Annotated in this window: 8 protein-coding genes, 10 tRNA genes and 1 rRNA gene; 1 reads left to right on the top strand and 18 read right to left on the bottom strand. The window is 42.3% G+C overall.

Going from position 1 to position 9,960, the window contains the following annotated elements:
* Positions 1–114: 114 nt before the first annotated feature.
* From glmS to sigW, 6 genes are all read right to left on the bottom strand, one after another.
* Positions 115–1,917, bottom strand: coding sequence for a glutamine--fructose-6-phosphate transaminase (isomerizing) (gene glmS, locus WAM07_RS00125; RefSeq protein WP_422163734.1), 1,803 nt, complete (start codon positions 1,915–1,917; stop codon positions 115–117).
* Positions 1,918–2,389: 472 nt separating this feature from the next.
* Positions 2,390–3,742, bottom strand: a complete 1,353-nt coding sequence (gene glmM / locus WAM07_RS00120) for a phosphoglucosamine mutase (RefSeq protein WP_422163732.1) — start codon at positions 3,740–3,742, stop codon at positions 2,390–2,392.
* Between the two features lie 141 nt (positions 3,743–3,883).
* Positions 3,884–4,840: a YbbR-like domain-containing protein gene (locus WAM07_RS00115; protein ID WP_422163730.1), complete on the bottom strand. Its 957-nt coding sequence runs from the start codon at positions 4,838–4,840 to the stop codon at positions 3,884–3,886.
* Positions 4,833–5,642, bottom strand: a complete 810-nt coding sequence (gene cdaA / locus WAM07_RS00110; protein WP_089752578.1) for a diadenylate cyclase CdaA — start codon at positions 5,640–5,642, stop codon at positions 4,833–4,835. Before cdaA ends, WAM07_RS00115 begins: the two co-directional genes overlap by 8 nt.
* Before the next feature lie 158 nt (positions 5,643–5,800).
* Complete coding sequence (locus tag WAM07_RS00105; protein WP_422163728.1) at positions 5,801–6,463, bottom strand: zf-HC2 domain-containing protein; 663 nt, start codon at positions 6,461–6,463, stop codon at positions 5,801–5,803.
* A gap of 13 nt (positions 6,464–6,476) precedes the next feature.
* On the bottom strand, positions 6,477–7,040 hold the full coding sequence (gene sigW / locus WAM07_RS00100; protein WP_422163726.1) for an RNA polymerase sigma factor SigW: 564 nt from the start codon (positions 7,038–7,040) through the stop codon (positions 6,477–6,479).
* 160 nt (positions 7,041–7,200) lie between these two features.
* On the opposite strand from sigW, the gene WAM07_RS00095 reads away from it, so the two are divergent.
* The gene (locus WAM07_RS00095) at positions 7,201–7,374 is read left to right on the top strand and encodes a Spo0E family sporulation regulatory protein-aspartic acid phosphatase (protein WP_422163724.1); all 174 of its coding nucleotides are present in this window, start codon (positions 7,201–7,203) and stop codon (positions 7,372–7,374) included.
* A 25-nt stretch (positions 7,375–7,399) separates the two neighbouring features.
* Here WAM07_RS00095 and rocF read toward each other — a convergent pair whose 3' ends face one another.
* The 12 genes from rocF to rrf all read right to left on the bottom strand — a co-directional run bounded on the left by rocF (position 7,400) and on the right by rrf (position 9,949).
* The gene (rocF, locus tag WAM07_RS00090; RefSeq protein ID WP_422163722.1) at positions 7,400–8,302 is read right to left on the bottom strand and encodes an arginase; all 903 of its coding nucleotides are present in this window, start codon (positions 8,300–8,302) and stop codon (positions 7,400–7,402) included.
* Between the two features lie 212 nt (positions 8,303–8,514).
* Positions 8,515–8,587 (bottom strand) — tRNA-Ala (locus WAM07_RS00085).
* Positions 8,588–8,590: 3 nt separating this feature from the next.
* Positions 8,591–8,665, bottom strand: a tRNA-Gly gene (locus WAM07_RS00080).
* 38 nt (positions 8,666–8,703) lie between these two features.
* Positions 8,704–8,776 (bottom strand) — tRNA-Lys (locus tag WAM07_RS00075).
* A gap of 296 nt (positions 8,777–9,072) precedes the next feature.
* Positions 9,073–9,147: transfer RNA gene (locus tag WAM07_RS00070), tRNA-Gln, on the bottom strand.
* A 121-nt stretch (positions 9,148–9,268) separates the two neighbouring features.
* Positions 9,269–9,354 (bottom strand) — tRNA-Tyr (locus tag WAM07_RS00065).
* A gap of 22 nt (positions 9,355–9,376) precedes the next feature.
* A tRNA-Thr gene (locus WAM07_RS00060) sits at positions 9,377–9,452 on the bottom strand.
* A 17-nt stretch (positions 9,453–9,469) separates the two neighbouring features.
* Positions 9,470–9,545 (bottom strand) — tRNA-Val (locus tag WAM07_RS00055).
* A 6-nt stretch (positions 9,546–9,551) separates the two neighbouring features.
* Positions 9,552–9,626, bottom strand: a tRNA-Glu gene (locus tag WAM07_RS00050).
* Between the two features lie 20 nt (positions 9,627–9,646).
* Positions 9,647–9,718, bottom strand: a tRNA-Thr gene (locus WAM07_RS00045).
* Positions 9,719–9,721: 3 nt separating this feature from the next.
* Positions 9,722–9,796 (bottom strand) — tRNA-Asn (locus WAM07_RS00040).
* Positions 9,797–9,835: 39 nt separating this feature from the next.
* Positions 9,836–9,949, bottom strand: a 5S ribosomal RNA gene (gene rrf, locus WAM07_RS00035).
* Positions 9,950–9,960 lie beyond the last annotated feature (11 nt).

Here is a 9,960-nt window from a genome sequence, read left to right as displayed (position 1 = left end):
TGATGTACAAATACATGAAAATGCAGCGTCTTTTCACCTGCGCATTTTAACTCCCATAAAAAAAGGCAGCTGAGTATTAAAACTCAACTGCCTTTTTCTCTATTAACGCGTATTTTATTCTACTGTAACACTCTTAGCTAAGTTACGAGGCTTATCAACATCGCAATCGCGGTGAAGCGCGGCGTAATAAGAAATTAGCTGCAGAGGAATCACAGAGACAAGCGGTGTAAGAAGGTGATGTACATAAGGAATGACAAATGCATCTCCTTCTTTATCAAGCCCCTTCATACTTATAATTAAGCTGTTTGCCCCACGAGCTTCTACCTCTTGGACATTACCACGGATAGAGTAATTAACGTTCTCCTGAGTGGCAAGGGCTATAACAGGGGTTCCATCTTCAATTAGTGCGATGGTTCCGTGCTTCAATTCACCGCCGGCAAAACCTTCTGCTTGAATATAAGATATTTCTTTTAATTTCAAAGAACCTTCAAGCCCTACATAATGATCCACACTGCGACCAATGAAGAAGCAATTGCGTGTGGTCGGAAGGTATTCACGAGCCAGTTCTTCTAGTTCTTCCTTCTGATCCGTTAAAGCTTCCATAGCATTGGCAGCAATTCCCAGCTCCTGCATTGGATCAAACTCGAGCTCAAGACCTTTAGCACGTGCGGTATCAACCGCAAGGATAGCCAGGACGGCCATTTGTGCTGTATAAGCTTTCGTTGATGCAACTGCAATTTCAGGTCCTGCATGCAGATGCATTGTATAATTTGCTTCCCGGGAAAGGGTGGATCCAGGTACGTTTGTGAGCGTTAACGCTGGATGACCAAGTTCTTTTATTTGGACAAGTACAGAGCGGCTGTCCGCTGTTTCTCCGCTTTGTGAAATAAACAAGAATAGTGGCTTTTCAGAAAGAAGCGGCATGTTATAAGAGAACTCACTGGCCACATGAACTTCTACTGGAATATTCGCTAATTTCTCAATGAATTGTTTTCCAAGAAGTCCTGCGTGGTAACTCGTTCCAGCAGCAATGATATAAATGCGGTCACAACTTTTCATAGCCTGACGAATATCAAGGTCTAGCTTGATTTCATCATTTTCATTTTTATATTCCTGAATGATTTTACGAATAACGAATGGCTGTTCATCAATTTCTTTAAGCATGAAGTGAGGGTATGTCCCTTTTTCTATATCTGTAGCATCCAGCTCTGCTGTGAATGGTTCACGTGATACAGTAGTACCGTCCAATTTTTGAATTTCTACACTATTCCTTTGAACGATAACCGTTTCTTTATCCATCAGCTCCAAAAATTGATCCGTAACATGTAATGCAGCCATAGAATCGCTGGCAACAACATTGAAGTCGTCACCCAGACCAACTAGTAATGGACTTTTATTCTTAGCTACATAAATCGTATCTTTGTTCTCACGATCAATTAGAGCGATAGCATAGGATCCGGATAGTAATTCTACTGCCTTACGAAAAGCAGCTGCTACATCGTCCATTTGCTCATTTAATACTTCGATAAGCTGGACAATGATTTCTGTATCCGTCTCACTCTTCATATTCACATTAGCCAGATACTCATCACGAATATCAATATAGTTTTCAATTACACCATTATGAACAATAGTGAATCGCTCAGAAACACTTTGGTGCGGGTGAGCATTTTCACGACTTGGCACACCATGTGTTGCCCAACGGGTGTGACCGATTCCAAGAGTAGCTTTATTATTTTCATCAACAGCTTCTCTTAAGGCAGCAATGCGGCCTTTTACTTTAAATACGTTCACACCATCATTGTTCAAAGTGGCAATTCCCGCAGAGTCATAACCGCGATATTCCAACTTCTCAAGGCCATTCAGTAATATATCTTTCGTATCATCTTGTCCTATATATCCTACAATTCCACACATAAGTTGTTGTCCTCCTCAAATTATGGAGTAAGGGCAACGAATGAGCATCAATCTAATTCAGGGGCTGATTCGCTGCCCCTCTCCCGTTGCGTTTCTGTATTTTAAGCACTTTGTTCAAAGGATTTGAGCAAAGAGTCGCCTCTTTGGTTTAACCTTTGAACTTCCAGTTGAGTGCGGCAACTGGGAGGCATCCGCCGAACGTTCGATGAACCTCCTCCTCGTCAACTGTGCTGCTACTTCAGCACACAGTCCTGGCGCTTTTCAATTAATTACTTCTTCTCTCCTTTTCTATGCTTGAATACGGCCCTTAACTTACATTACCAAAACAAAACTGCGGTAAACTTATTTTTTCAGGCCAGCTTTTATTTTACCTGAACTTTTATTTGCAGGTCAATCTTTATTATGAGGGTCTTGAAAACCACGCTATATAGTATGCCGCAGGATGCACGCATGTGCCCCCTGCGACTTGTCTTTATTCTTCTTTCATACCCAATTCTTCTTCTACTACTTTAACTACTTTATTCACGTAGGTTTCACATTGTTCTTCAGTTGGTGCTTCGACCATAATCCGTACAAGCGGTTCAGTACCTGAAGGACGGACCAGCACCCGTCCGCTACCTCCCATTTCTTCTTCTACTGCCTGAATGGCTTCTTGAACACGAGGATGAGTCTGTACTCTATTTTTATCAATGACTCTCACATTCTTAAGAACTTGTGGAAATTTCTCCATTTCACCGGCAAGCTCTGACAAAGGCTTGCCGGTTTCTTTCATAACATTGACCAGCTGGAGTGCAGAAAGCAGCCCGTCGCCAGTTGTATTATGATCGAGGAAAATAATATGGCCTGATTGTTCACCGCCCAGGTTATAGCCGCCGCGGCGCATTTCTTCCATTACGTAGCGGTCGCCCACCGCGGTTTTATCACTTTTCATGCCTTTGGATTCTAACGCCTTGTAGAATCCAAGGTTACTCATAACCGTTGAAACGACCGTTGAATGAGTAAGTGTTCCACTCTGATTCATGTGCTGAGCACATATATACATAATGCGGTCGCCATCCACAATATTTCCCTTTTCATCCACTGCAATTAACCGATCTCCATCTCCGTCAAAAGCAAGGCCAATGTCTGCTCCTTTTTCCTTAACCAGTTCCTGCAGTTTTTCAGGATGGGTGGAGCCTACACCTTCGTTAATATTCAGCCCATCTGGTGATGCTCCGATAGAAGAGATATCAGCTTCTAGATCAGCAAATAAATGAGAAGCAAGCGAAGAGGTAGAACCGTGCGCACAGTCTAATGCGATATGCAGTCCATCAAAATCATAATCGACTGTCTGCTTGAGGTGCTGTAAGTACTTTTGTCCACCTTCAAAATAGTCGTTAATTTGACCTAAATCAGAACCGGACGGACGTGGAAGTGTATCTGTTTCCCCATCAATCAGCTCTTCAATTTCTTGTTCCTGAGCTTCTGTTAGTTTGAAACCATCTGGTCCAAAGAATTTTATCCCATTATCCTCCACAGGATTATGAGAAGCAGAAATCATAATCCCTGCCTCTGCCTGAAGCGCCTTTGTTAAGAAAGCTACCCCCGGAGTAGAGATGACACCCAAACGCATAACCTCCGCGCCAATGGACAGCAAGCCAGAAGCAAGAGCACCTTCCAGCATCTCTCCTGAAATACGCGTGTCACGCCCGATAAGGATTTTAGGTTTCGTAACCTCTTTTGTTAGCACATAACCTCCAAATCGCCCGAGTTTAAATGCAAGTTCCGGGGTCAGTTCTTTATTAGCAACACCACGGACCCCGTCTGTACCAAAATATTTTCCCATAAATAAAACCTCTCTTTCTAAAGTGAAACTGTTTGTTATTTAGCTGCATTTATTGTGATCGCAGGAAAGAACCCTAATTAATCTGCGCTATGATTAAACGATTCCGCGAAAACTTTTATTTTATTGTGGGTCATTGTCATTTCAATCTTCCACATCTATTTCTACTTCAAGCCTTTCTGGTTCTACAGTGGTAACCCCATTGGGAACCGGGATTTCCACTTCCTGAGTCTGGTCTTCCGTAACTTCCGTTATATCTACAGGGATTTCCTCCAGCTTATTGATAACCGCCAAGACATCCTCTGGGCCGTACAACGTAACTGTTTCTGTAGAAGTAGTTACTGAATTGACCACCACACCTTCAGGAGCCCCACCTTTTGGTGTAACCTGCACTGGAACTTCTTTTTTCCTTTTGGATAGTGGCACATTTACTTTAACCGTTGTAGGATCGACCAGCACGTTCAACTCGTTGCCTTGTTCATCATATACTTTCACGGATGCTTCTATATCTTCAAGTGAACTCTGAGCTGATCCGACATCGACTACAGCTTTCACAGATGCCACTCGATCGACCACAGAAGCTGATCCCGTAATGGTTGCCATTTCCGGTTGTACCGTTGGTTCTTCTAGCACGAGCTCACTGTCCAGTCTGCTTTCATTCAGGTAATCAACCTTCACTTCGAAATCCTCACTGACTTTTTCTTCAATAGTGACTTCGATCGTTTTAGGTTTGAGAGAAACAGAAAGTTGATTCGATATTCCTGAATGCTGTAGAGAGACTTCGTGCACTCCTGGACCTAATCCGTTTAAATCCACAAAGACCGTGAAGTTTTTCTGGCGTACTACCGGAGTAACTACACTGGCCTGACCTTCCACTGTTACAGAAACCTCTTGAGGCAATCCACTTACTACGTATTCCTCACTGTCAAATCTGATCTCAAGTGGGATATTGTCCATTGTCTCCATATCCGAGGAGTTTTCATTAAAGAACAAAGAATCAGAGTCCATATTATTATCTACATTCACTGTAATCCATAATAACCCTGCCAGAATCAAGGAAATAATTCGGATGAACCAAATACTTTTCAACCAATTATCCATTCTTTTTCCCCCTCCAGTTCCAGGTCTTCACTGCGGAGGAATAGTCAAGCTCCGTCCGGAGGATTTCTTCCAGTTTTTCCTGGTCGAGGTTTCTGTGAAGTTCCCCGTTTTTCGTACAGGAAATCGCTCCAGTCTCTTCAGAAACCACGATGGTTAATGCATCGGTTACCTCACTGATCCCCATTGCCGCCCGGTGCCTTGTCCCAAGCTCCTTCGAAATAAAAGGACTTTCAGACAACGGCAAGTAGCAGGCAGCCGCGACAATTTCATCATTTTTAAGTATGACGGCGCCATCATGAAGCGGAGTGTTAGGGATAAATATATTGGTCAGTAACTCATTAGAAAGGTGGCCGCCAATGCGAATCCCCGTTTCAACGTAGTCTCCCATTCCCGTGTCCCTTTCAATTGTTATAAGGGCTCCTATACGGCGTTTAGCCATATAATTACATGATTTAATTATAGCCTGAATTGATTTCTCAGTTGTATCCTCTTCGGAGGAGTTTCTGCTGAAGAAGCTCCCTCTTCCTAATTGCTCTAATGCACGTCGGAGTTCAGGCTGGAAAAGAATAATAATAGCAAGAAAACCCCATGTAATGGCCTGGGACATTAACCACCTTAATGTGGTAAGTCCAAATAAATTACTCAATAACCATATACCCAGAATAACGAATATACCTTTTAGCAGCTGTACGGCTTTCGTCCCCTGGATCAGCATGATTAATTTATATACAACAAACCAGACAAGGGCGATATCAACCGTAATTAAGAAATAATCTAATACATCAAATCCCCCATCAAGCATGCCTACACTTCCTTTTAATTTTAAAATCAAGCAATTTTTAGAAAAAAATTTACCTGTATTATTATATCACACTTCTATTTATCGGAATATGAGAACCATTATTCAATTCAAACAGACAATTTAGTATAAAAAACCAGGGTGTAAAATCACCCTGGAGTTTATTCCTCCTGATCTGCTTCAAACGAAAAGAGATCAGAAACTATATGTTTCGTTTGGTACCATACCCACTCATAGATTTGATTGACCTCGGTCAATTCTCCCGTATAGGCACGGAGGGTGGATGAATCTAAATTATTTTCGATATCACCCTTTGGCTTTCCATTTATAATGTCTCCATTAATGATGGTAACATCACCATTTATTTTTCCAAGAATTTTCAAATCTCCATTCCTGACGACCAGATCGTCGTTAATCGTGACACCTTCAGGAACGATTACGGTATTATCCCTGATTTCCAGGTTTTCCTGTTTAGATACCGTTACATGATGATCCTGATTCCAAGCGGAAAAGATGCCACTGAACATAAGAATGAAAAATACCGCGGCAGCTGTCAATATTGGATGACGCTGCATGGCTCTAATATAGTTTTTCCTCTTTTTTTCTTTAGGAAGACTCTTCATTACGTTTGCAGTAAAATTACTCGGTGCCGAAGATGGACCTGTATTTTTTATCAGCGTAATCGAACGCTTTAATTCATGAAAATGGTTTTGACAGGAAGGGCAGTTTTGCAGATGGTTACGCAGTCGTCTCTCTTCTTCTCTCTTTAGCTCCCCATCCAAATATTTATGCATGAGTGAAATAGCTTCTTTTTTACAATTCATTCCCTCAACTCCTTTACACATGGCGAAGCCTTTTGCGCAATGCTTCCCTGCCGCGGTGAACTCTGGTCTTTACTGTACCCACGGGGATGTCCAGCACTTCTGCTATTTCCTGAAGTGCTAATTCGTCTAAATAACGTAATACGATTACACTACGGTATTTAGGCGGCAAGGCCAAAATTTCCTTATGGATATAACTCTGAAGTTCAAGGCTCTCTACCTCTTCTTCCGGCAAAGCCTGGTCAGCTGCCAATTGAGAATACATATCCAGTCCATCCGTCCCTCTTACCTCAGCATCGAGGTGGTAATCCGGTTTCTTTTTACGGATTCGGTCGATTGACAAATTGGTTGCAATTCTATATAACCAAGTTGAAAATTTCCTTTTCTCATCAAACGTATGGATATTTGTATAAGCACGGATAAAGGCTTCTTGTGCAAGATCTTCAGCTTCATAGGCGTTCCCAACCATACGTAAACAAATATGGTACACTTTAGTCTGGTAAAAAGATACGATATCTTCAAACGCTGATTGGTCCCCTTTTTTCACTTCTTTAATTTTCTGTTTAATCATGGTTTCCATCTGCTATACCTCCGCTTTACTTGCGGTCGATATCCTTTACGGATGACCTCAGGGCTAAGTTTCAAAAATTATATAAAAATATATCTTTTTATAAGTTTAACTTCTATTAGTATGGGTTATAAGAGAGTAAATGTAAAAACTTACATAGGAGGAATGTTACATGGAACAGGAAATATTTTTAATTAATGAAATTGAAATGTGCCGTGAAGAAATGAGCAGGGCAGCGAGAAGGAACTCATTAACATCTAAAGAGGTCCTGCAGATGAGTATCCGTTTGGACGAACTTATGAACGAATATGAAAACCTTAAACAAAAAGAACAGCAACCTGCCTGAGACAGATTGCTGAAAATAAAAATATTTATTTTAAACTTTCTCCAAATAGAGACCCCATCAAACCGACTGCGACACTTGCGGTCTTATTTTTTTCATCTAAAATCGGGTTAACTTCCACAAACTCCGCAGAAGTAATCATTTCCGACTGATAAAGCATCTCCATGGCTAAATGACTTTCTCGATAGCTTAATCCACCAATTACAGGTGTACCGACTCCAGGTGCTTCGTGAGGATCCAATCCATCAAGATCAAGACTTAAGTGAACACCGTCCGTACGCCCTTTTAAGTATTCTACACTTTCTTCCATTACTTTGGTCATGCCCATACGGTCAACTTCATGCATGGTATAAACTTTAATTCCATGTTCCTTAATGAGGTCACGCTCACCATCATCTAACGAACGCGCTCCCACAATGACAACATTTTCCGGCTTGATTTTAGGTTCATAACCATGGATACTTGTAAGCTTCTCATGCCCGATTCCGAGGCTTACAGCTAAAGGCATACCGTGAATATTACCGGAAGGTGAACTATCAGCCGTATTTAAATCACCATGCGCGTCATACCAAATAACTCCTAAATTCTCATAATGTTTGGCTATGCCTGCTAAGGTTCCCATAGCTATACTGTGATCCCCGCCCAGTACCAGCGGAAAGCGTCCTTCTTCCACCACTTTATCTACTTCTTTAGCTAAACTTTGGCTTCCTTCAGAAATTTCATTCAAGTTTCTTAAGTTATCAAGTTTCTCGCTTCCTGTTTGAGGAGGCAAAGGAATATCAATATCTCCCAAGTCTTCTATGTCATATTTTAATTGTTCTAAGCGCTCTCTCATACCTGCATATCGAATCGCGCTCGGCCCCATATCGACGCCTCTTCTCATTTGACCCAAATCCATTGGTACCCCGATAACGGAAATTTGTTTATTCATTTATTTTCCTCCTTTATTCACTATTCTAATTGTATCCTTTTTTTGATAAATGACTCAACTAGACATCTTAGTGTATATATATGCGACATAAGGCATCATGAAAGAGCGAGTCTTGCATGATTACTTACCCTGCGTGCACATATTGACAGAAAAAGAAAAAACTGACATCTATTAAAGATGTCAGTTTCTCAATTAATTCGTATTTATTAAAGTGGAGCCTAGCGGGATCGAACCGCTGACCTCCTGCGTGCAAAGCAGGCGCTCTCCCAGCTGAGCTAAGGCCCCATATGGAGCGGGAGACGGGATTCGAACCCGCGACCCCCACCTTGGCAAGGTGGTGTTCTACCACTGAACTACTCCCGCATAAGCAGAACAGTCACAAAATGAACGGATTGAAAAAGTGAGCCATGAAGGATTCGAACCTTCGACCCTCTGATTAAAAGTCAGATGCTCTACCAACTGAGCTAATGGCTCGGAATGTTAATTAAGATCTCATTACGAGTTCGAAAGATGCTCGTCGTGTTGCCAAGTTTACCCTAAGAAGTCTCACTCCTCGCAAGCCTGCGGAGATGGCTATTCAAGAAGTTGGCTTGCTCTACCAACTGAGCTAATGGCTCCCAATATAGAATGAAACTTTTACTATCATTTTAATTAATAGCTTGGAAACCGAATTATTTGTCGATACCTCTGCTTATGCTGCTTATAAACTACAAACATAGAGCTTATGTATTGAAAAATAAAAAATCCCGTCAATTAATGAAGGAATTAAATGGCTGGGCCAGCTGGATTCGAACCAGCGCATGACGGTACCAAAAACCGTTGCCTTACCGCTTGGCTATGGCCCAACGAGTACAATGTTAGTATGGTCATTGAATTTAATAATATACATAAAAATATATTTTCTCATAAAAATATGCTGATCTATGTACTATCAGCAATCGACCATGCTCTAACAACTAAAATAAATGGTGGAGGGAGTAGGACTCGAACCTACGAACCCGATGGGAGCGGATTTACAGTCCGCCGCGTTTGGCCAACTTCGCTATCCCTCCACGTTAGTCAAAAAACATTTAGTGGTGCCGGCCAGAGGACTTGAACCCCCAACCTACTGATTACAAATCAGTTGCTCTGCCAGTTGAGCTAGGCCGGCTCATTATGAAATTAGAATGGTGGAGGATGCAGGGATCGAACCTGCGACCCCTTGCTTGTAAGGCAAGTGCTCTCCCAGCTGAGCTAATCCTCCATCAATTGGTGACCCGTACGGGATTCGAACCCGTGATACCGCCGTGAAAGGGCGGTGTCTTAACCACTTGACCAACGGGCCTTCTTACGATTACTTCTGAGAGCTTCCAGCCGGATTTGAACCGGCGACCCCTTCCTTACCATGGAAGTGCTCTACCACTGAGCTATGGAAGCAAGTGGCTCCAACGGTAGGATTCGAACCTACGACCAATCGGTTAACAGCCGATTGCTCTACCACTGAGCTACGTTGGAATAATATAAAGCTTCAAAATGCTAAGTATAAGGGAAATGACGTGGCGGCGTCCTACTCTCACGGGGATCGACCCGACTACCATCGGCGCTGAAGAGCTTAACTTCTGTGTTCGGCATGGGAACAGGTGTGACCTCTTCGCCTTCACCACCACATCATATACAGT

It is taken from the genome of Halobacillus sp., from assembly GCF_049282395.1.
Lineage (GTDB): Bacteria > Bacillota > Bacilli > Bacillales > Halobacillaceae > Halobacillus.
This window is presented reverse-complemented; position numbering and strand designations above follow the sequence as displayed.

Excerpts from the sequence above, each read along its gene's own strand:
- WAM07_RS00105 (WP_422163728.1), bottom strand. The coding sequence starts at position 6,463 with ATGAATTGTAAAAAAGAAGCTATTTCACTCATGCATAAATATTTGGAT.
- cdaA (WP_089752578.1), bottom strand. The coding sequence starts at position 5,642 with ATGCTTGATGGGGGATTTGATGTATTAGATTATTTCTTAATTACGGTT.
- rocF (WP_422163722.1), bottom strand. The coding sequence starts at position 8,302 with ATGAATAAACAAATTTCCGTTATCGGGGTACCAATGGATTTGGGTCAA.
- glmM (WP_422163732.1), bottom strand. The coding sequence starts at position 3,742 with ATGGGAAAATATTTTGGTACAGACGGGGTCCGTGGTGTTGCTAATAAA.
- glmS (WP_422163734.1), bottom strand. The coding sequence starts at position 1,917 with ATGTGTGGAATTGTAGGATATATAGGACAAGATGATACGAAAGATATA.
- WAM07_RS00095 (WP_422163724.1), top strand. The coding sequence starts at position 7,201 with ATGGAACAGGAAATATTTTTAATTAATGAAATTGAAATGTGCCGTGAA.
- WAM07_RS00115 (WP_422163730.1), bottom strand. The coding sequence starts at position 4,840 with ATGGATAATTGGTTGAAAAGTATTTGGTTCATCCGAATTATTTCCTTG.
- sigW (WP_422163726.1), bottom strand. The coding sequence starts at position 7,040 with ATGGAAACCATGATTAAACAGAAAATTAAAGAAGTGAAAAAAGGGGAC.